At 60.9% G+C, this 18,517-nt stretch carries 17 protein-coding genes and 1 riboswitch; of the genes, 6 read left to right on the top strand and 11 right to left on the bottom strand.

The window, feature by feature from the left end:
• Nucleotides 1-130 precede the first annotated feature (130 nt).
• Together I6L49_RS07275 and I6L49_RS07270 are read left to right on the top strand one after the other, a co-directional pair.
• The gene (locus I6L49_RS07275; protein WP_005333757.1) at nt 131-448 is read left to right on the top strand and encodes a heavy metal-binding domain-containing protein; all 318 of its coding nucleotides are present in this window, start codon (nt 131-133) and stop codon (nt 446-448) included.
• 252 nt (nt 449-700) lie between these two features.
• Nucleotides 701-1,303 carry a hypothetical protein gene (locus I6L49_RS07270; RefSeq protein ID WP_216951004.1) on the top strand — a complete coding sequence of 201 codons (603 nt, stop codon included), beginning with the start codon at nt 701-703 and terminating at the stop codon, nt 1,301-1,303.
• Nucleotides 1,304-1,403: 100 nt separating this feature from the next.
• Here the strand turns inward: I6L49_RS07270 and cysG are convergent, their stop codons facing one another.
• The 5 genes from cysG to I6L49_RS07245 all read right to left on the bottom strand — a co-directional run bounded on the left by cysG (nt 1,404) and on the right by I6L49_RS07245 (nt 6,952).
• Nucleotides 1,404-2,795: a siroheme synthase CysG gene (gene cysG / locus I6L49_RS07265; protein WP_216951002.1), complete on the bottom strand. Its 1,392-nt coding sequence runs from the start codon at nt 2,793-2,795 to the stop codon at nt 1,404-1,406.
• Between the two features lie 197 nt (nt 2,796-2,992).
• On the bottom strand, nt 2,993-4,003 hold the full coding sequence (gene asrC / locus I6L49_RS07260; protein ID WP_040066440.1) for a sulfite reductase subunit C: 1,011 nt from the start codon (nt 4,001-4,003) through the stop codon (nt 2,993-2,995).
• 11 nt (nt 4,004-4,014) lie between these two features.
• Complete coding sequence (gene asrB, locus I6L49_RS07255; protein WP_216951000.1) at nt 4,015-4,854, bottom strand: anaerobic sulfite reductase subunit AsrB; 840 nt, start codon at nt 4,852-4,854, stop codon at nt 4,015-4,017.
• A gap of 1 nt (nt 4,855) precedes the next feature.
• Entirely contained in the window at nt 4,856-5,914 is a 1,059-nt protein-coding gene (gene asrA, locus I6L49_RS07250; protein ID WP_058058512.1) for an anaerobic sulfite reductase subunit AsrA, read from the bottom strand.
• 195 nt (nt 5,915-6,109) lie between these two features.
• Nucleotides 6,110-6,952, bottom strand: coding sequence for a patatin family protein (locus I6L49_RS07245; protein WP_216950998.1), 843 nt, complete (start codon nt 6,950-6,952; stop codon nt 6,110-6,112).
• Between the two features lie 264 nt (nt 6,953-7,216).
• Here I6L49_RS07245 and I6L49_RS07240 point away from each other — a divergent pair, with 264 nt between their 5' ends.
• A complete protein-coding gene (locus I6L49_RS07240; protein ID WP_216950997.1) occupies nt 7,217-8,233 on the top strand; it encodes a S66 peptidase family protein in 1,017 nt (338 codons plus the stop codon).
• A gap of 64 nt (nt 8,234-8,297) precedes the next feature.
• On the opposite strand, the gene I6L49_RS07235 is transcribed toward I6L49_RS07240, so the two are convergent.
• Nucleotides 8,298-10,553 carry an LTA synthase family protein gene (locus tag I6L49_RS07235; RefSeq protein WP_216950995.1) on the bottom strand — a complete coding sequence of 752 codons (2,256 nt, stop codon included), beginning with the start codon at nt 10,551-10,553 and terminating at the stop codon, nt 8,298-8,300.
• Between the two features lie 255 nt (nt 10,554-10,808).
• Here I6L49_RS07235 and I6L49_RS07230 point away from each other — a divergent pair, with 255 nt between their 5' ends.
• Nucleotides 10,809-11,894 (top strand): hypothetical protein, encoded by a 1,086-nt coding sequence (locus tag I6L49_RS07230; protein WP_005333743.1) that lies wholly within the window; start codon nt 10,809-10,811, stop codon nt 11,892-11,894.
• An 81-nt stretch (nt 11,895-11,975) separates the two neighbouring features.
• Here I6L49_RS07230 and lysC read toward each other — a convergent pair whose 3' ends face one another.
• Both lysC and argA read right to left on the bottom strand, forming a co-directional pair.
• On the bottom strand, nt 11,976-13,328 hold the full coding sequence (lysC, locus tag I6L49_RS07225) for a lysine-sensitive aspartokinase 3 (RefSeq protein ID WP_216950994.1): 1,353 nt from the start codon (nt 13,326-13,328) through the stop codon (nt 11,976-11,978).
• Between the two features lie 90 nt (nt 13,329-13,418).
• A riboswitch (Lysine riboswitch) is annotated at nt 13,419-13,642 on the bottom strand.
• A gap of 107 nt (nt 13,643-13,749) precedes the next feature.
• Complete coding sequence (argA, locus tag I6L49_RS07220; protein ID WP_139739920.1) at nt 13,750-15,078, bottom strand: amino-acid N-acetyltransferase; 1,329 nt, start codon at nt 15,076-15,078, stop codon at nt 13,750-13,752.
• Between the two features lie 268 nt (nt 15,079-15,346).
• Here argA and msrA point away from each other — a divergent pair, with 268 nt between their 5' ends.
• Nucleotides 15,347-15,979 (top strand): peptide-methionine (S)-S-oxide reductase MsrA, encoded by a 633-nt coding sequence (msrA, locus tag I6L49_RS07215; RefSeq protein ID WP_005352745.1) that lies wholly within the window; start codon nt 15,347-15,349, stop codon nt 15,977-15,979.
• Between the two features lie 261 nt (nt 15,980-16,240).
• Here msrA and I6L49_RS07210 read toward each other — a convergent pair whose 3' ends face one another.
• Genes I6L49_RS07210 through I6L49_RS07200 form a run of 3 tightly spaced genes read right to left on the bottom strand, consistent with a single transcriptional unit; the run spans nt 16,241 to nt 17,502 of the window.
• Nucleotides 16,241-16,576: a DUF3802 family protein gene (locus I6L49_RS07210; RefSeq protein WP_005333735.1), complete on the bottom strand. Its 336-nt coding sequence runs from the start codon at nt 16,574-16,576 to the stop codon at nt 16,241-16,243.
• A gap of 57 nt (nt 16,577-16,633) precedes the next feature.
• Entirely contained in the window at nt 16,634-17,122 is a 489-nt protein-coding gene (locus I6L49_RS07205; protein ID WP_216950993.1) for a GNAT family N-acetyltransferase, read from the bottom strand.
• Nucleotides 17,119-17,502 carry an MmcQ/YjbR family DNA-binding protein gene (locus tag I6L49_RS07200; RefSeq protein WP_005333730.1) on the bottom strand — a complete coding sequence of 128 codons (384 nt, stop codon included), beginning with the start codon at nt 17,500-17,502 and terminating at the stop codon, nt 17,119-17,121. The genes I6L49_RS07205 and I6L49_RS07200 overlap by 4 nt, the downstream gene beginning before the upstream one ends.
• 118 nt (nt 17,503-17,620) lie before the next feature.
• Between I6L49_RS07200 and I6L49_RS07195 the strand changes: the two genes are divergently transcribed.
• Nucleotides 17,621-18,412, top strand: coding sequence for an alpha/beta fold hydrolase (locus tag I6L49_RS07195; protein ID WP_005333728.1), 792 nt, complete (start codon nt 17,621-17,623; stop codon nt 18,410-18,412).
• Nucleotides 18,413-18,517 lie beyond the last annotated feature (105 nt).

Raw genomic sequence — 18,517 nt, 5'->3', positions numbered from 1 at the left:
CCCCGTGCGCGGTGTTTTTTTATCTTGCCGTCGTGATTTTTAAGGTCGGCGTCGTACAGGCCACCCCCTGGTTGGGATTTTCGGGCAGTTGGGGTAGTCTGAGCCCTTCTGCTACTCACAGGAGTTCAAGATGATCCTCTCGACGACCCCCACGCTGGAAGGCAAAACCATTCGTGAATACCGCGGCATCGTGGTTGGCGAAGCCATTCTCGGCGCCAACATTTTCAAGGATCTCTTTGCCGGGATCCGCGACATCATCGGCGGCCGCTCCGGCGCCTATGAAAAAGAGCTGGCCCGTGCCCGCGAGATCGCCTTCGATGAGCTGAAAGAGCGTGCCGCTGCCCTTGGCGCCAATGCGGTGGTCGGCATCGATATCGACTACGAGGTGGTGGGGCAAAATGGCAGCATGCTGATGGTCAGCATCAGTGGCACCGCCGTGGTGGTCTGATCGGGCACCCGCCTCTGCATGGGCAATGAGCCGATAACCGGGTTATCGGCTTTTTTATTGCCTGTCTGATACGTGGCGGCTGGCAGGAATGTAACTTAACTCATTGATTATAAACATTTATATTTATTAATAATTCCACTGACCGGTTTTATTTTTTTTAACTTGGTAGCCCGAGAGGGTCAAACTAGAGTGCCGCCATCAGGAACGACACCGCTCACGGACGAGGTTCTCTTCTCTTGAAGGCGTATCACTATGAATCAAAAACCTGCTCTGCTGACCCTTGTCATGTTGGCCATGACCGCCCATGCCGGCAGTGCCCTCGCGGCGCTGCCCAACTTCAGCGCCACCTGTCCCACCGATATCCGGGTCAAGTCGCAAGGGGGCAATGTCTTTATCAATGGCAAGAAGGCTACCCTGAAAACGCAGGCGCCCGCCGCCTATTCGGCCACAAGCGGCAAGGTGGTCATCGGGATCACCTTCGATCTGCCCGCCAGCGAACCCACCCTGGATTACGTCATCAAGCATGATCGCCGGGCCCACGGCTTTTGCACCGTGCACGCCTGGTCGGCGGGCAAGGCCGCCGCACTGCCGATGGCCAAGGGGGACTCGCCCTATCAGGGCAAGTGGGTAGCCAAAAACCGCGAGACAGGTGCCACGGTGGCCAATATTCAGGTGGATGGCAAGGAGCAGGTGTGGGTCAACGGAGTCAAGGTGAAGGCGAAACGGGCCGATGGCGCGCTGCAGTTTCGTCAGGGCACCATCCTCTACACCTTGCAGGGGGATCCGCGCATTCGCGATGAGAGCGACTGGAATGACAGCGATGTTCAGAATACCGGCCCCATCACACTGGAGTAACAGACGCGCCGTGCCACGGCTTGGTCATTGATGTAAAAAGCAGAGAGCGGCATGGCCGCTCTCGGTTTTGTTGTCTCTATTGGGTGATCGCCGTGCTGGGTTAGATGCCGTGGATGGCGTTGGCTTCCCCATACCAGTCCAGCTTGTCGGCCAGGGTGACCACCGAGCCGATGATGATGAGGCTCGGGCTCTTCACCTGACGGGCCAGTTCGGCCAACTGCTGCAGCTCGCCGCGCACCACCCGCTGACTGAGCTGGGTGCCTTGCTCCACCAGCGCCACCGGGGTGTGACCGGGCATACCGTGGGTTTGCAGCGCATCCTGAATGCGGGCGGCGTGGGCCAGCCCCATGTAGAACACCAGGGTCTGGCGTGGGGCGGCCAGCGCCGACCACTCCTGGGCGATATTGCCCTCCTTGTCGTGGCCGGTGATGAACTGCACCCGCTGGGCGTGATCACGGTGGGTGAGGGGAATGCCGCTGTAGGCGGCGCAACCCGATGCAGCCGTGATGCCCGGTATCACCGAGAAGGGGATGCCCGCTTCGGCCAGGGTTTCCAGCTCCTCGCCACCCCGGCCAAAGATAAAGGGATCGCCCCCCTTGAGCCGCACCACCTGTTTGCCCAGCTGTGCTTGTTCCAGCAACAACTGGTTGATCGCCTGCTGGGGCACGCAGTGGCGGCCCGCCTCCTTGCCGACAAAAATCCGCTCGGCATCCCGGCGAACAAGCGCCAACACCTCCTGCGAGACCAGTCGGTCATAGACCACCACATCCGCCTGCTGCAACTGCTGCAGACCGCTTAGGGTAAGCAGCCCAGCATCGCCGGGGCCTGCTCCCACCAGGGTGACGCTTCCCTTGCTCTGCAGCGGCTCATCGAGCAGCTCTGCGACGCTCTGCTCGGCAGCCTGCTGTTGGCCACGGGCCAGTTGGCGGGCGAGGCGATCGTGGCGGAACAGCCGCTCCCAGAAGTGGCGGCGGGCCAGCTTGTCAGGAATGGCCTTGACCCGCTCGCGCAGCTTGCCCGCCAGCGCAGCGAGCTGGCCGAGGTGTTGCGGCAGCATGGCTTCGAGTTTTTCCCGCAGCTGGCGGCTTAGTACCGGCGCCGCGCCTGCGCTGGAGATGGCCACCATCAGCGGCGAGCGGTCAATGATCGCGGGCATGATGGCGCTGCAGTGGGCCGGAGAGTCCACCACATTGCAGAAGATCTGGCGCAGGTTCGCCTCATGAAAGACCTGCTGGTTGACCTCTTGCTGGTTGGTGGCGGCGATCACCAGCCACTTGCCATCGAGCAGTTCGGGATGAAAGCTGGCGGCGCAGACGGTCAGGCGACCCTGCTCGGCCCAGCTCATCAGCTGGGGTTCCAGATGCGGGGCATTGATGGTGATCTTCGCCTTGGTATCGAGCAGCAGGCGCGCCTTGCGCACTGCCACCTCACCACCGCCGACGATCAGGACCGGCTTGTTTTGCAGCTGACAGAAGAGAGGGAGAAAGTCCATAACAGGCTCCGGATACTGGCCCGCTCGCAATGCCGCGCCGGGCGAGATAGCAGGGTGCGCTGTGGCGCACCCCGGATGGTCGGGGGAAAGATCCCCCGACGGGAATAAAAAAGGGGAAGGGTGATCTACGCCCGGGCCAACGACAGATCCCCACCGGTGTCGGCCACTTGATCACGCTTCCCCAAACGAGGTTTTTCCTATTGCACCGCTTTGACGTGCATGTTGGCGACGTACTGATCTTCGGCCCAGAAGATGCGGTCAGCGACCATGGCTTCCGGATTGAGGGTGACGCCGCGCAGCACCCGCTCCTTGAACTTGTGATAACCGGCCCGGTCGATAAGGTGACCCATGTGCAGGTAGATGGGTTTGCCATCCAGCATCTCGGCCTCGAACTCGAACAGGTTCTTGATCACTGCGTGCAGCACCTCTTCGGTGACCCAGTTGAGGAACAGCTTGCCGGTACGGGGGGTCTTCTTGCTGGTGCGTCCCCCCAGCTTGACCATGTAGAGCTGCTTGGGATCCCGCTGCCAGGCCAGGGTCGGGCAGGCCAGCACGCACTCGCCACAGCCGATGCACTTGCTCTCCTCTTTGACCGCCTTGCCATGCTTGATGGCGAGGCAATCCACCGCGTGGTGGCTACATGCCTTGACGCAGGCGCCGCAGCCGATGCAGCGCTCGGCATTGAAGTGGATTTTGGCGATGCCGAGGATGCCGAAGTCGGCCATGTTGGCCTTGGCGCAGTCGTTGGGACAGCCGGCGATCACCATCTTGAGGTGATAGGGGTTGGGGTAGAGGTGTTTCTCCATCCGCTGGGCCAGCCCGGTGCAGTCGATATTGCCCTTCTGGCAGATGGTGTTGCCCTGACAGGCGACGATGTTGCGCCCGCCGATGGTCTGGTAACCGGCTGTGGTGTCCTCTACCTCGATGCCGCAGGTCTCCACCTCGATCTCCTTGATAAAGGGTTCGAGGGCGGCGTTGACCTTGTCCATGTCCTGATACTTGATGCCGGGCATCGCCAGCTTCTGGCGGGTGGTGAGGTGGATCAGGCCGTTGCCGTACTGTTCGGCGATCTGCTGGGCCACTGCCAGCAGGTGGGCGGGCATGATCCCGCCGGGAATGCGTACGCTGATCATCGCTTCGCCGCGCACCTTGGAGAGGCGGTATTCATTCTTGGCGCGGGCCTTGATGATGTCGATATCGAGACTCATGGTGTTCTCCCTCAGTCGATCAGATGCTGGGCCTGGTCAAAACGAAAGACCGGTCCATCCACGCAGATATAGGTGTCGCCCATCCGGCAGTGGCCACACTTGCCCACGGCGCAGGCCATGCGGCGTTCGTAGTCGACCCAGATGCGATCCTTGGGGATGCCCCGCTCGAGGAAGGCGAGCACCACGAAGCGGATCATGATGGGGGGGCCGACCACGATCACCTGGATATCCTCCTTGTCAGCGAGATCCAGCTGGTCGATATAGTCGGTGACCCGGCCGATGCGAAACTGCTCGCTCTCCTTGCCCTCGTCCAGGGTGACGATGAGGTTCTGCTGCTCGGCCCAGAGCGGCATCTCGTGGCGATAAAGCACCGCCTGCTCGTTCTTGAAGCCGAGGATCATGTCGAGGGATTTCACCTCTTCCGGATGCTTGCTGAAGCGACGCAGCAACCCCTTGACCGGGGCGACGCCGGTGCCGCCCGCCACCACGATGAGGTGCTGGTTGCGGTAGGTCTCCAGCGGGTAGCCGTTACCGTGGACGCCGCGCATCCACACCTTGTCGCCCACATCTAGGGCAAACAGCGCATCGGTCACCTTGCCGACCTTGCGGATCAACAGGTCCACATAGCCATCGCCATAGTCGGAGACCGAGATGGGTGCTTCGCCGACGGTGGGCAGGGAGATCTCCACAAACTGGCCGTAGTGGACATCAAAGTCGCGTGATACCCGAAAGTTCCACTCCAGCTCGGTGTGGCGCTCGATGGCCAGAATGGTGTAGGCCTTGGGCAGCAGGCGGTTTTCGACCACGTCCTGCTGTTGTTCTGCTGTTGCGGTTTGCTGGCACTGGCACATATCAGTTCGCCCCCTGCGCGTGGTCGGCTGCGATGGTCTGTTCGACCACATCGGTCATCTTGTTGATGATGTTGCTAAAGGAGATGTAGTGAGGGCAGCGATCGTCGCAGCGGCCACAGCCGACGCACATGTGCTCCTCCCCCTGACGGGCCTTGTAGTCGTTGACCTTGTGCAGGGCGCGATAACGCAGGCGCTCGCCATGCTTGGCGCGAAAACCGTGGCCACCGGCCATGTCGCTGAAGCCATCCACCATGCAGCTGGCCCACTGGCGACGGCGCTCACCCTGCTTGGGGTTCTCTGCATAAGTGAGGTCGTGCACGCTGTAGCAGCTGCAGGTCGGGCAGGAGGTGGTACAGCGGCCGCAGCCGATGCAGCGGCTGTCGTACTCGGCCCAGACCGGATGGGCGGTGAGGATCTGGCGGATCCGCTGGGGGTCGTCACAGACGCTGTCCGGGGTGCGTACCTTGACCGGGTTGCTCTGGACAAATTCCGGGGTGAAGTCATCGGATTCACCGAGTTCGGCAAAGTAGCCGAGCAGCTCGGGATCCTTCACCTCGATACGGGCACCCTCATCGCTTAGACGAATGGCGGCGGCGTAGTCCCGGGTCTCGTTGCTGCCCATGGAGACGCAGAAGCAGTTCTCGAAGCTCTCGCGGCACTCCAGCAGTACCAGCTTGAGCTTGCTGCGCAGTCTGGCGTAGTAGACGTCGCTGTTCTGGCCATTTTTCAGGTAGACCTGATCCAGCCTGCGGAGAGCGTGGATATCGCAGCTGCGCAAGAACAGCAGGGTGGGCTTGGCCTCCACCTTTGATTCGCGCAGCTCCAGATTGTCGAAGTGGAACAGGGTCTGGGTGATGGGGAGCACCACCTCTTTCGGGGAGAAGTGGGACTTCTCCTGCCACACCAGATCGGCCGGATGGCGGATGCTGTGGTAGGTGACGTTGTCGGTGTCGGAGAAGCGGCCACCCCGATATTCGGCCGCGGGCGCCATGATCCGGTAATCGGGCAGCAGCCGCTCGAACAGCTGCGCCAGCGCGGGATGGGTGAGAAGAAACGACATAAATAAACACCTTGTCTTGGGGTGACATGCCTTGGCATTGCAAGGGGCTGTCTGTCCCGGTATTGACTGGCCGGGAGAGCTGGGCTGCTCTCGCCGCGGTCCGGTTTATGACTCATCTTGTTCAACTGACCCGATTGTTATTGTGTTGGCGGCGCGTGCGTCGCGGCAGGTCGGGTCATGCCTGTAAAACTGTTATCAATTGAGCAGGGCGGCCTGATAGCCTGCGCACTTGCCCATCACGTATCCCATCTCCAGCTTGTTGATGTCGCGGGTAAAACGGGAAACAGGGAAGTAGTCGGCCGGGGCGATCACCTCGATCTGGCAATCAGCGGGCGGATTGGCGATGAAATCGAGCGCCTCGTTGTAGCTGCGATCCCGCTGCTCCAGCGCCTGTGCCAGCGCGGGGTGAGTCTTGAGCAGGGTGCGGATCATCCAGGGGAAGGGCATCGGCTTGAGCCGGTAGCCCAGCGGCTCGGAGAGGATCACCGTCATCTGGCGGGCGCCGCGGCGGTAGGCCTCGATCACCGGGATGGAGTCGGCGACGCCACCATCGGTCATCGGCACCCCGTGCACCTCGGGATATTCGCGGGAGGCGAGGGGAATGGCGCAGCTGGCGGGCAGCACCTCGTTCATGTTCTCCGGCTTGACCCGGATGTACTCCGCCTTGCCGGTCAGGGTATTGGTCACCACCGCATAGAAGGGGATGCCGGTCTCCCGGTAGGCGTGAATGTCGAGGGGATACTTGCGACAGCTGGTGTTCCACAGCCAGTGGATATCCACCAGATTGCCCCCCTTGGCAAAACGCAGGGGATCCATAAACTGCTGGCTGCACGCCAGTTTGGTCAGGATCTCGTGGCTGCGGCCATGCTGGCTGGCGAGATAAGCCAGCAAGTTGGTGGCTCCCGCCGAGACGCCGATGGCGAAGTCAAAGGGGCGATAGTCATGCTCGATAAACGCATCCAGCACGCCGCTGGCAAATATGCCGCGCATGGCGCCGCCTTCTACAACCAATGCGCTGGGGGATGCGTTTTTGTTCATGACAGGCACCTCATTGATAAGTCAGAGAAAAAAGTGGGAAAGAGAACGTTCGGGCTGTCAGGCCGACCATTCTGACAACCAACCGGGGTTGGCCATCGCAATGAGGTCATTCTAGGAAGGGGATGGTGTTTAGAATATCTGTTAATAATGAATCAAGTGTTTTGTATTTCTAAACGACCGTAATAAACCCGTTGTGATAAAAGGGGTTGTGTTGGAGTCTCAACGACTCTGTGATGGCTGGATATTGGCAAGGATGAGTGTGTCATGACGTTATTGGTTCCCCCGCTGCTCCAACGTGGCGATACCATCGCTTTTTTCTCCCCCTCCAGCGCGGCGACCGCCTGGGCACCCAACCGTTTTGCCCGCGCAAAAGCCTTTCTTGAGGGGCAGGGCTTTAGGCTCAAGGCCGGTAGCCTGACCGGCCAGCAGGATCACTGGCGTTCCGGCTCCATCGCCGCACGGGCCGAGGAGCTCAATGCCCTTATTCGCGACCCAGAAGTACGCTGCATCATGTCGGTGATTGGCGGCAGCAACTCCAACTCCCTGTTGCCCTACCTCGATTTTGAGGCGCTCAAGCGCGATCCCAAGATCATCGTTGGCTACTCCGATGTGACGGCGCTGCTGCTCGGCATCCATGCCCAAACTGGCCTGGTTACCTTTTATGGCCCGGCGCTGGTGGCCTCCTTTGGCGAGTTGCCGCCGCTGGCGGATGAGACGCTGGCCAGTTTTTTACAGATTGCGTTGGCCGACGAAGCTGGCGTCCCCTGCACGCTGCCCACCCCGGTGCAATGGAGTGATGAACGGCTGGACTGGGAGAATCAGACCCGGGCCAAGCAGTGCCAGCCCAATTGGCTGATCTCGGTGGGTTCAGGTCGGGTTGAGGGACGACTGATTGGCGGCAACCTCAACACCATGGCGGGGATCTGGGGCTCCCCCTATATGCCGCCCATCGAGCGCGGCGACATTCTGCTGCTGGAGGACAGCCTGAAATCAGCCGAGACGGTGGAGCGCTCCTTTGCCCATCTCAAACTGTGCGGGGTGTTTGATCGGATCGGCGCGCTTATCCTCGGCAAGCACGAGTTGTTCAACGATCAGGGTAGCGGCAAGCGCCCCCTCGATATCCTGCTGGAGGTGGTGGGGGAGCCGAGCTTCCCCATTCTGGCGGAGTTTGACTGCGCCCATACCCACCCCATGCTGACGCTGCCGCTGGGTATCGAGGTGGCGCTCGACCTCGACCGCCAGCTGCTCACCTTGCTGCAGCCCTGGTGGCGAGCAGAATGAGGGCGAAATGTATGTCCAACAACAAGGCCGCGGATGCGGCCTTGTCTGTTTTTGGGGGGAGGGATCAGGGCAGGGCATCGGGCCGGAAGCTGGCGCGGATCTGCGGCACCAGGCTTGATGGGTCGAAGCCTTTCTCCTCGCCCAACACCGGATGGAGCAGGGGCTTCTCTTCGATGGGGGTGATATCCCCCGCCAGCAGCTGGCGGGTGGCCTGACCCATCTGGTAGAGCTGGCGCACCGGCGCAAACTGGGTAGCCAGATTGAGGGGGTCATCGGCGCGGGTGAAGGCCATCATGGGGATCTGGTAGGTGGCATCGCGTGCCGGCTTGTCACCGTGAATGCCCTTGCCGGCAGACATCAAAAACGGCTGGTGATCACCAAAGGCCACCACCAGATAGCGCTTGCCCGACTGGTCTAGGGTCTTGAGCAGTCGCTCCAGCGAGGCCATGGCATCCACCACCCCTGTGTAATAGGTGTTGAGTAACTGGGTGTCGCTCTCGCTCTGGTTCGGACAGGCGCCGCTGCGCTCCTGCCCCTGATAGCGGGGGCCATCGAAGGGGCCGTGCCCCTGCATGGTGACTGCATAGGCAAACAGCGGTTTGTCATCCTGTTCGCTGCGCTTGAGTATGTGGTCGATGAGCGCATCATCGGAGATATAGAGCCCCTTGTGCTCAAGGGTGGTGAAGCGGGTATCGAACCAGCGATCCTCATAGCCGAGCGCCGGGATCGCCTTGGCGCGGCCCCAGAATTTTTCCACATAGGGGTGGGCGAACAAGGTCTTATAGCCGCTTTGTCTGGCGCTCTGGGCCAGCCCCGGTACTTGCTGCGAGAGGTAGTAGTAGGGCACCACCCCCTGCTTGAGCAAGCCCACCGGCAGGCCGGTGTTCATCTCGAACTCCGCCAGCACCGTCATGCCGCCGGTGGTGGGGGAGTGGATGGTCTTTTGCCACTGCTGCACGCTGGCGGGCAGGGAGAGGGTGGGAGCCGGGGCGCAGATCCGCCCCTTCCAGTCGAGCCAGAGCGACTCATATTGCAGCACGATCACCAGATCCCAGCGCGGCGCTATGCCCTGGGGCGGATAGCTCAGCTGCGGGGTCAGCTCGTTGATCTGCAAGGGGTAGCGAAACACGCTGCCGCTTTGCAGCATCTCGTCCACCAGATTGAACAGATAGAGGCCGGGGCCGGAGCGGATGATGTCCCTGTGGTAGTTAACCGCGCGATCCACGTAGCGAATGTTGGCTCCCAGCAGCTTGTTGCCGGTCTGGGTGGCAAAGACGCACAGGGCAAAGAAGGCGACGGTGGCAGCGGCTGTGCGCAACACCCAGCGTGACAGGGCAAAGCGCCAGCAGAGAAACAGTGCTAGCAACACGGTGAAGATGGGCAGGATGGGGTGCTGGTCGAGCAGGATCCGCAGAAGCGCGAGCAGGTTGCCAAAATCGTCCCCGCCGAGCGGCACGCCGTAGATGGCAATCTTCATAAAGTTGGCGAGCAGACCTATGCCAGAAAGCGCGGTAAAGATCAGCCCCATATAGAGGTTGAAGCCCGCCAGCGCGCAGAGGCTCCAGCCCAGCACCATGCTGCCCCAGGCGAGATAGTAGTGCTCCGGGCGAAAGCCTGACCAGAGCAGAAACTCCCCCAGCTTGAATACCACGAAGCCGTGCAGCAGCACGAAGGTAAGGTTGCCGAGCAGCAGGCTGCCGATGATCCGCCAGCGCAGGCTGCGGCGCAGCTTTGGCAGCACCGTTTTTAGCACGGCGGCGCTCAGGGCCAGCACCAGCGTCAGGCTCACCACCAGATAGGTGATGTTGAAGCCCTGCTCGGGCAGGGTTTGCAGGATCTGGCTGAAATCGCCGCTATCGGGGCGATCCTTGAGCAGCAGACCGATGCGCAGCTGATAACGGCTGGCCAGCGCATCGTCCGGGGCGCGCAGGGTGCTGTTGAGATCCAGAGTACAGCGGTTATTGCGGCACACCTGACGCTTATCCACCGCCTGACTCAGCTGGTCAATCCGCTCCCCCTTGTCGTTGAGCAGCTCTACCCGTACCTTGTCCCCCGCTTGCAATGGCCCTCGCAACTGCCACTGGCTGCGCACCACCAGATAGAGGCCGCGGCTGTCGCTTTTATAGAGCAGGGCGTGGCGGGTGAGGGTGGCCAGTGGATTGTCGGCGGGGCCCAGTACCAGCGGCTGGGCACGGCCCAGCCAGCTACCGGGATTGATCAGCGGCAACAATAGGGTCAGCAGCAGCAATCCGCCCAGCAGGGCAAGCAGCAGAGAGGGCAGACTCAAGACGCGGGGGCGGCCTGAGGAGGGGCGATTCATATAAGCTCATCCTTTGAGCGAGTGAGGGAGAGATCGTTCATCCGCATAGAGTTTGACCCGATGGTGCGGGCCTTGTTTCAGCTTGTCAATTTAATGACCACTTAATGAATATTTGGTTACAGCTCAACCTTGCAAATTGTGATCCCGATCGAGGGGTTGTTCGGAATATGTGATGAAAGCGTCATCATGGGGTTTTGCCACTGGCTTGGGAGGGATCTGCTGTTTAGTCTCTCGATAGCGACTGGAGGTACATGTATGAATCCCAAAGTGATGGCACGTCAGGCCAGATTGCTGCGCATGCTGGAGAGCAAGGAAGAGATCCGGATCGGACGCGAGCGCGACTGCCCGCTGCCGCTGGCTCAACTGGTCAAGCTGAAGGATAGCCATCCGGCTGTGGTCAAGGTCTATCGCCACGGTCTCACCGCCGAGGTGTTTCACCTCAAGGTGGAGGGGCATCACTGGTGCCTCAAGCGGCGCCGTCAGGATTCACTGGTGGCCAACCTCGATGGCAAGACCGCCTTTCTGACCGAGCTGGAGCGGCGGCGCGAAATCGAGGCGCTGCGCGAGCTGCATCCTACTGTCCTCTCCCACGTGGTTTGCACCAGCTTCGGCTCGGCGCGGGCCGGGGTATTGGTCTCCCCCTGGTTGCGGGGTGTGCCGGTCCATCAGCTCAACGAACGTAATCTGGCCCAGATGCTGGAGGTGCAGGGTGAGCTGGCCCGCTGGGGCTGGTTTGACTGGGACCCGAGTCCGGGCAACCTGCTCGATGACGGCGAGCAGATCTGCGTGTTCGACTTTGGCTATATGTGGACCTTCGATCCCCGCTTTGAATACAACTCCAATGGTCTGGTCGACCCGCAGTTCCATGTACCGGAGCGGTTGGAGACCCGCACCCTCTCCGGACTCTGGCTCGATGAGGCCGATCCTCTGCCGCAATTTCGCTACTGGCGCGAGCTTTGTCTGAAATGGGTCAAACGGGAGATCCACCACCTGATCCGTGAAGGGGCCAGCGCGCCCGTGCTGGCCCGCCTGCACGCCCTGCAAGGGGAGTGGAGCGCCGCGCTGGCGAGCGACGAGGCGCTGGTCGCCAACTGGTGGCGGGACATGTATCGCAGCCACCGGCTCGATGTGGCCGATGATCTGAGCGGCCAGAGCTGCGGCCCGCTCACCCTGCGTCGCCTCGACTGGTTGATGCAGGCGGTGACGGATCACTATCCGCTGCTGGTGGATAATCTCTCGCCTCAGGAGACTGAGTTGGGCCAGACCGGGCTGCTGGCCCGCTTGCAGCAGCTGCGCCGCGAAGCCGTCGCCTGTCAGTTGCCAGCCACCAGCCTTGCCTGAGCCAATACCTTTGCGGAGTACAAATGAACAGGGCGCCTTGCTGGCGCCCTGTTGCGTGTTCGAAATTGCCTCGGGTGAGGATCAGTCCAGCAACTCCTGATGGAGGCGGTTGACGATATTGCCCGCCTCGCTCTCCTTGACCAGGAAGCAGAGGTTGTGGGCGCTGGCGCCGTAGCAGATCATCCGGATGTTGTGCTCGCGCAGGGCGTCGAAGACCTGACTGCCCACCCCGTTCACTTCGCTCATCCGGTTGCCGATGAGCGCCACCAGTGCCAGACCGGTTTCCACTTCCACTTTGCAGAGCTGCCCCAGCTCGGCCAGTACCTTGTCGCTCAGGATCGGCTCGCCGTTGCTCTGGCTGCCGGTGTGATCCAGCGTCAATGACACGCTCACTTCCGAGGTAGTGATGAGGTCGACCGAGATGCGGTGACGGGCCAGAATGCCGAACACTTCGGCCAGGAAGCCGTAGGCGTGGAACATGTTGAGGCTGTGCAGGGTCACCAGCACCTGCTGGCGGCGCAGGGCGACGGCGCGAAACAGCGGGCTTGAATCTGTGCTGGCGCGGATCCAGGTACCACCGGCGGCGGGGTCCTTGGCGGAGCCGACAAACACCGGAATATTCTGGCGCACCGCCGGTTGCAATGTGGCGGGGTGGAGCACCTTGGCGCCGAAAGTGGCCATCTCGGCCGCTTCGACAAAGCTGATTTCCGGGATCGGGCAGGCGCGGGTGACGAGGCGCGGATCCGTGGTGTAGATGCCGGGCACATCGGTCCAAATCTCGATACTGGCGGCATCGAGCGCTTCGGCGAGCAGGGCTGCGCTGTAGTCAGAGCCGCCGCGACCCAGCGTGGTGGTGCGGCCATCGCCATCGGCGCCGATAAAGCCCTGGGTGATGATAAGGCTGTCGCCCAGCTGCGGGCCCAGCGTCTGCTGGCAGAGGGTACGGGTGGTGGCCAGATCGACGGTGGCCTTGCCAAAGCGGCTGTCGGTGCGCATCAGCTGGCGCACATCCTGCCAGTGGGCCTTGACGCCGCGCTGGCGCAGCAGCTCGGTAAAGAGGCGGGTAGACATCAGCTCGCCGCTGGCGATGAGGCGATCGGCCAGCTCCGCATCGGTATGCTGGTGAGCTTGTTGGGCCATGAGGCGAATTTCGTCCAGCTGGCCATGAATGAGGGCGCTCACATCAACGGGGTTGCCGAGATCGGTCAGAATAGCCTGCTGGATCCCGGCCAGTTTGGCCAACTGCTCGTCGCGGCCCGCTTCGTCCAGCTCCCCTTGTGCCAGGGCGACCAGCAGGTTGGTGACACCGGCGCTGGCGCTCAGTACCACCACGCGGGTAGCGGGATTGGCCAGCACGATGTCGGCGCAGTGATTCATGGCCGGGAAGTTGGCGACACTGGTTCCGCCAAACTTGGCGACATTGATCGGGCTCATTGCTTACTCCTGTCTTATTTTAAGATTCCGGTTCCATCGGGCAAAAAAGAGAGGAGGAGGCTGAAAATGGCAGGAATGAACGAAGCTATCCCGGCCAGAAGCACTCCACCTGCAGAGCCCATCCCGTACCGCCCCTGACAGGGCGCGGTGGGGGATGATCACTACCGATGACAACCCGGGGGATTCAGCCCCCGCAGCCGACGTTGAGGTCACCAGTCTCCTCACTCGTCTCGGCGCTGCTCCCCCTGACCCAAGTTCACCGGACGCTGGCGTCCTCCCTTGGGCTGCCTGGGCAGCGCTCCTCTTCTGGCTCCACCAGGGCGGTGGAGTGCATTTAGAAATACCCTGCGTTGGATTGCACTGTCAATCGAGTTTGTGAAAAAGTTCAAATTGTCAGCTAACTCAACGCAGGATCAATGACTTAGGCAATGCTCTTTGACAAAACCTTGGAACGGCGCTGCCAGTTGTAGAGACGCTGGCGCGCCACCGGCAGATCTTCCACTTCCAGCGGATCGAAGCCCCGCTCCCGGAACCAGTGGATGGAGCGGGTGGTGAGCACGAACAGGCGGCGAATGCCAAGCCGTTTGGCCCGCTCGGCCACCTTGGCCACCAGCTGATCCCCCCGGTTGGAGTTGCGATAGTCGGGGTGGATGGCGACGCAGGCCATCTCCGCCATCGCCTCTTCCATAAAGCAGTAGAGGGCCGCGCAGCCGATGATGAGACCATCGCGCTCGATGATGGTGAACTTGTCGATCTCCATCTCCAGCTGCTCGCGGGAGCGGCGCACCAGAATGCCTTCCTCCTCCAGCGGGCGGATCAGATCCAGAATGCCGCCGATATCCTCGATGGTAGCGGCGCGGGCCTGCTCGGCACTTTCCCGCACTATCTGGGTGCCGAGGCCGTCGCGACTGAACAGCTCCTGCAACATGGCGCCATCATCCTGATAGCTCACCAGATGGGAGCGGGGCACGCCGCCGCGGCAGGAGGCAATTGCCGCGCGCAGATAGCGGGCGGTGCCGGACATCTCTTCGCCCGCCTGCTCCAGCTCCACCAGCAGCTCTTCGGCCTGTTCGGGGAAGAGCTCGGAGATGGCTTCGCCGCGTCTGTCCATCACCCCCTGGGTGCTGCTAAAGCAGATGAGCTTGTCCGCCTTGAGGTCGACCGCCACCCGGCGGGCCACCTCTTCGGAGCTGAGGTTAAAGCTCTCGCCGGTGACCGAGCAGCCGATGGGGGAGATGAGCACCAGACTCTTCTGATCGAGCTGGCGGGTGATCCCCTCCACGTCGATGCGGCGCACCCGGCCGCTGTGGCAAAAGTCGATGCCATCATCCACCCCCAGCGGCTGGGCGGTGACGAAGTTGCCGCTCACCACACTGATCCGCGCCCCCTGCATGGGGGTGTTGGCGAGCCCCATGGAGAGCTGGGCGGTGATGTCGTATTGCAGGCCGCCACACACCTGCTTGATGATGGTGAAACTCTCGTCATCGGTGACCCGGATCCGCTTGTGATACTGGGCCTCGATACCGGCGCGGGCCAGTGCTTCATCGTTTTGCGGACGTGAACCAAACACCAGCACCAGGCGTATGCCCAGTGTCTGCAGCAGGGCGATATCGCTGACGATATTGGCGAAGTTGGGGTGGCAGATGGCTTCTCCCCCCATCATCAGCACAAAGGTGGCCCCCCGATGCACATTGACATAGGGGGTGGATTGCCGGAAGGCATTGACCAGACTGGGTTCGCGTTCACGCACTTGATATTTCTTCCATAAAAAAACAGCGATTGGCTCAATATATGAAAATTAATTCACAAATCAAGACTAAATATTGATTTTGGCTGTTTCTGGTCTACGAGGGGCGGGTTGGCCGTGCGGATCGGGAAAGGATGGTTGGAAGCGCAGATGGCCGTTGGGGCGAGCGGGGAAGGGCCCGCCGGTTGATCCGGCGCGATAAACTGCTATCTTCGATGCTCCTTTTCGTCAGCTGTGTGATTTCACAGGGTTTTATACAAGGACAGAATTCATGGAACAGATTATTTCACCGGCAGATGCCCTGCCGGGACGACGCGAAGCGATGGTGATTGGTCAGCAGCATGCGGTGAATGGCAACCCGACCCAGGGTCCCTGGCCCGAGAACATGGAGATCGCCTGGTTTGGTATGGGCTGTTTCTGGGGCGTTGAGCGCCTGTTCTGGCAGCAGCCGGGCGTCTACTCTACCGCGGCCGGTTATCAGGGCGGCGTCACCCAGAATCCCACCTACAAAGAGGTGTGCAGCGGCCTGACCGGTCATGCCGAGACGGTGCAGGTGGTGTTTGATCCGGCGGTGATCAGCTACGGCGATCTGCTCAGACTGTTCTGGGAGCAGCACGATCCGGCGCAGGGGATGCGTCAGGGCGGGGACATTGGCACCCAGTATCGCTCGGTGATCTTCTATGGCGACGAGAGCCAGCAGATCATTGCCCAGCAGAGCATGGCGGCCTATCAGCAGGCGATGGCGGCAAGCGGCGACAGTCGTGCCATTACCACCCGCATTCTGCCGCTGGCACCCTTCTATTACGCCGAGGATTACCATCAGCAATATCTGGAGAAAAATCCGGATGGTTACTGCGGATTGGGTGGCATTGGAGTCTGTTTGCCGCCAAGCCTGAACCGCTGAACAGGTTTGTAGTCGATTTCTTAATAAAAGTGAAAATAAATGGTCGGAGGAGGGAACTTATTGCGGCCAGTCGGGACTAACTAGGTAGCGTCCAGGGATCGGATGCAAAGTCCAGACACATTTCTTGCCTTGATAACCGCCTGATGAATGAACGCACTGGCGGGTTGAAAATGATAGCAAGCAGGGCTGCCCACCAAGGCGGCCCTTTTCCTTATCTGCTGCTTTGAAATCTTGCGTTGGGCGGGAAAACCGGACGGCAGATCAGCCGATGGCGCTGTCGAACAGGTTCTTGATGAGATCGATAAACTCGATGAGGAAGGTTTTCTGTTCCGGGGTCGGGGCGCGCAGCCAGACGGCAGAGAGCACCTCTTCCAGATCGGCGACCACGGCGTCGGCCTCCTGCATGATGGCGAAACGCACCTTGGGATCGAGCTGGGGGTTTTGCTCGCAAATGGCCATCAGGTTGCTGGCAACACGGCCACTGACCAGATCTTCGATGGTCTCTTCACCATCGTTCTGTTGCTGGGATTCAAACAATCCCAAACTCTCCACCAGATACTCGATCAGCGAGATATAGCCTTCACTTTCTACCACCATGGTTGCTGCCTCAATACAGTAACAATACGAAAATTAAGCGTATTTTAGTGGCTTGCCCTAGCTTGGCAAGCAGCAGTGCAGGCGATGGCGAGTAAAACTGACTCCGCCCCGCTCCACGCACTCCAGCCCGGTCAACGTAAAGCCATGTCGTAAAAATAGCTCATAACTGAAGGCGCTGGCCTCGGTGGTGATGAGGGTTATACCGAGCCCTCGGGCCCCCGCGAGCGCCGTGGTGAGTAGCAGATTGCCCAGTCCCTGGCGCTGATGGTCGGCGCTCACATAGAGCAGGCTGAGGTGGCCATCGGGGCTCAGGGTGACAAACCCGAGGGGCACATTTGCCTGCTCCGCCACCCAGCCGTGGTGCTCGCGCAGCTGGCTGACAAAGCCCGGATGTTGTGAACCGAGGGCCCACTGCTCCACCTGTTCGGCGCTGTAGTGCTCGGGGCCGCTGCGTCGCACCGCCTGCTCAAACAGGGCTACGAGGGCGGGGATATGTGCCTCGCCAAGGGGGACAATACAAAGTGCTGGATTAAGTGCTGGGGTCATAAGGTTGGGTCGTCAGTGGGGGAGAGGGGGCGCGGCGCCTGTGGCCGTTTGGCTTTGGGCAGACCCGCGACAACCCGCTCATAGGAGTGGTGCACCCAGCCCTGCCACAGATCATCCGGCAAGGTGCTGTTCAGGGTCACTGTGTTCCAGTGTTGCTTGTTCATATGCCAGCCCGGTTTGACCTCGGGGTGGATCTCGCGCAGCAGCAACGCCAGCTCAGGCTCGCACTTGAGGTTGATGGTAAGCGGCTCGGCCTGCCAATCCACAAGCGCAAACATCTTACCCGCGATGCGGTAGACCAGGATCTCCGGGCCAAACGGGGTATCTTCGGTGGCGCCCGGCAGGGTCAGCAGAAAGTGGCGCAAACGGGTCAAATCCATGGAAAGTTCTCGCGCAAGGGGTGATCCGGGTCATGTCAGGCGCATATCTATCGGCGGGGCTGTTCTGTTAATATGCGCGCAGCCGAGTATACCCCCCATCACCAAGGGAGCCTATTGGATGTTGTATCACAAGACTTTCGAACTGGGTCCCGAGCGGGATTGGGTGGTGTTTGTCCACGGCGCCGGTGGCAGCTCCTCCATCTGGTTCAAGCAGCTGCGCGCCTATCGCGAGCACTTCAACGTGCTGCTGCTGGACTTGCGCGGCCACGGCCAGTCCCACCAGCTGCAACAGGTGGTCAAGGGACACTACAGCTTTCGGGAAGTGACCGAAGATATCGTTCGGCTGCTCGATCATCTCGATATCCGCCGCGCCCACTTTGTCGGCATCTCCCTTGGCACCATCCTTATTCGCCATCTGGCCGAGCTCTGCCCGGAGCGGGTGAAAAGCATGGTACTGGGGGGCGCTATCTTGCGGCTCGATATCCGCTCGCGGGTGCTGGTGCAACTGGGCCGACTCGGCCAGCACTTCCTGCCCTATATGTGGCTCTACCGGCTGTTTGCCTTCATCATCATGCCGCGCCAGCACCATCAGGAGTCACGCAACCTCTTTGTGCGCGAGGCCCGCAAGCTCTGCCAGAAAGAGTTCAAACGCTGGTTCCGCCTCGCCACCGAGGTCAACCCGCTGATGCGCTACTTTCGTGAACGCTCCCTGCCCATTCCCACCCTCTATGTGATGGGGGAGGAGGATCATATGTTTCTGGCACCGGTGCGCGAACAGGTAGCCCGCGATGCCAGCTCCTCATTAGCGGTGATCGAACAGTGCGGCCATGTCTGCAATGTGGAGCAGCCGGAGCAGTTTAATCGCCGTACCTTGGCGTTTATTCAATCGCTGGGAGGGGGGAGGAAATAATCCTTTGCCTCAATCCCGACTCAAACAAAGCGGGGGCATATATCTGGGCCAGCGCATATCCAGTTTGTTCAGCGATGTCACAGGAATAGCCGTACCTGCGAATGG

Origin of the sequence: Aeromonas sp. FDAARGOS 1419, from assembly GCF_019047045.1 — a bacterium.
GTDB lineage: Bacteria > Pseudomonadota > Gammaproteobacteria > Enterobacterales > Aeromonadaceae > Aeromonas > Aeromonas veronii.
This window is presented reverse-complemented; position numbering and strand designations above follow the sequence as displayed.

What these genes read in the sequence shown, in the direction of transcription:
- I6L49_RS07275 (WP_005333757.1), top strand. Translation starts at nt 131, where the DNA reads ATGATCCTCTCGACGACCCCCACGCTGGAAGGCAAAACCATTCGTGAA.
- I6L49_RS07270 (WP_216951004.1), top strand. Translation starts at nt 701, where the DNA reads ATGAATCAAAAACCTGCTCTGCTGACCCTTGTCATGTTGGCCATGACC.
- cysG (WP_216951002.1), bottom strand. Translation starts at nt 2,795, where the DNA reads ATGGACTTTCTCCCTCTCTTCTGTCAGCTGCAAAACAAGCCGGTCCTG.
- asrC (WP_040066440.1), bottom strand. Translation starts at nt 4,003, where the DNA reads ATGAGTCTCGATATCGACATCATCAAGGCCCGCGCCAAGAATGAATAC.
- asrB (WP_216951000.1), bottom strand. Translation starts at nt 4,854, where the DNA reads ATGTGCCAGTGCCAGCAAACCGCAACAGCAGAACAACAGCAGGACGTG.
- asrA (WP_058058512.1), bottom strand. Translation starts at nt 5,914, where the DNA reads ATGTCGTTTCTTCTCACCCATCCCGCGCTGGCGCAGCTGTTCGAGCGG.
- I6L49_RS07245 (WP_216950998.1), bottom strand. Translation starts at nt 6,952, where the DNA reads ATGAACAAAAACGCATCCCCCAGCGCATTGGTTGTAGAAGGCGGCGCC.
- I6L49_RS07240 (WP_216950997.1), top strand. Translation starts at nt 7,217, where the DNA reads ATGACGTTATTGGTTCCCCCGCTGCTCCAACGTGGCGATACCATCGCT.
- I6L49_RS07235 (WP_216950995.1), bottom strand. Translation starts at nt 10,553, where the DNA reads ATGAATCGCCCCTCCTCAGGCCGCCCCCGCGTCTTGAGTCTGCCCTCT.
- I6L49_RS07230 (WP_005333743.1), top strand. Translation starts at nt 10,809, where the DNA reads ATGAATCCCAAAGTGATGGCACGTCAGGCCAGATTGCTGCGCATGCTG.
- lysC (WP_216950994.1), bottom strand. Translation starts at nt 13,328, where the DNA reads ATGAGCCCGATCAATGTCGCCAAGTTTGGCGGAACCAGTGTCGCCAAC.
- msrA (WP_005352745.1), top strand. Translation starts at nt 15,347, where the DNA reads ATGGAACAGATTATTTCACCGGCAGATGCCCTGCCGGGACGACGCGAA.
- I6L49_RS07210 (WP_005333735.1), bottom strand. Translation starts at nt 16,576, where the DNA reads ATGGTGGTAGAAAGTGAAGGCTATATCTCGCTGATCGAGTATCTGGTG.
- I6L49_RS07205 (WP_216950993.1), bottom strand. Translation starts at nt 17,122, where the DNA reads ATGACCCCAGCACTTAATCCAGCACTTTGTATTGTCCCCCTTGGCGAG.
- I6L49_RS07200 (WP_005333730.1), bottom strand. Translation starts at nt 17,502, where the DNA reads ATGGATTTGACCCGTTTGCGCCACTTTCTGCTGACCCTGCCGGGCGCC.
- I6L49_RS07195 (WP_005333728.1), top strand. Translation starts at nt 17,621, where the DNA reads ATGTTGTATCACAAGACTTTCGAACTGGGTCCCGAGCGGGATTGGGTG.